Origin of the sequence: Microbispora triticiradicis (genome assembly GCF_005864065.1) — a bacterium.
Classification (GTDB): Bacteria; Actinomycetota; Actinomycetes; order Streptosporangiales; family Streptosporangiaceae; genus Microbispora; species Microbispora triticiradicis.
In genome coordinates, this window is record NZ_VANP01000046.1 from 1 (window position 1) to 1,018 (window position 1,018).

The window sequence follows — 1,018 nt, forward strand, 5'->3', positions numbered from 1 at the left end:
GCCCGATCATCCCGCCCACGTGGGAGCAGGCCCCAACTCCGTCAGGACAATCCGGCTCACCGGCCGAGCGGATCGCCCGGACGCCCAGGCGACCTGGGCGCCGCTCGCCGGTTGCGCGGCCTCTCACCTGAGTCAGCGGGCTTCGAGGTTGCCGTGTGCCTTGATTGAGAGGTCCTGCCAGTCGGCCCAGGTCTTGAGCCGGTCGGCGTAGGCCCGCTCGATCAGTGGGTGGAAGCCCTTGCCGAACAGCACCCGCACCGGCGGGTTGGCGGAGTCCACGAGCTTCAGCAGTGCCTGTGCCGCGGCGGCCGGGTCGCCTGCGGGCATCTTCCCTGTCATCGCCCCGAGGTGCTGACGGAGACCGTCGTAGGCCGGGTCGGGCTTGGCCATGTGGCCGTTGGCGAGCGGGTCGGGGTTGTGGCCGTCCCGGGTGGCGAAGCCGCCGGGCTCGATGATGGTCACCTTGACGCCGAACTCGGCGACCTCGCCGGCGAGCGCCTCGTTCAGGCCCTCCAGGGCCCACTTAGAGGCGTGGTACGCGCCGCCGAGCGGCATCGCGATGACCCCGGCGGCCGAGGAAAGCTGGATGATGTGCCCCGAGCGCTGCTCGCGCAGGTACGGCAGCGCGGCCTGGACCACCCACACCGCGCCGAACAGATTGGTCTCGAGCTGGTCGCGCAGTTCCTGTTCTGTAAGTTCTTCGACCGCGCCGATCTGGGCGTAGCCGGCGTTGTTCACGATGACGTCGAGCCGGCCGAAGTGCTCCTTGGCGCGCTTCACGCTCTCGAAGACGGTGGCCCTGTCGGTCACGTCCATCTCCAGTGGAAGCACCGCGTCTCCATAGGTGTCGGCCAGAGCCTGCAGGCTCGCGGTGTTCCGAGCGGTGGCAGCGACCTTGTCGCCGCGCGCCAGGGCGGCCTCCACGAAGTTGCGGCCCAGGCCGCGGGACGAGCCGGTGACGAACCAAACCTTCTGCATGGTGTGCTCCTTGTTGCCGCTTTCAGCCGTTACAACCCCC

1 protein-coding gene is annotated in these 1,018 nt (G+C 69.3%); it reads right to left on the reverse strand.

Going from position 1 to position 1,018, the window contains the following annotated elements:
• Nucleotides 1–132: 132 nt before the first annotated feature.
• Nucleotides 133–1,018, reverse strand: an 886-nt coding sequence (locus FED44_RS35445; RefSeq protein ID WP_244302557.1) for an SDR family NAD(P)-dependent oxidoreductase, incomplete at its 5' end; no start/stop codon positions are given.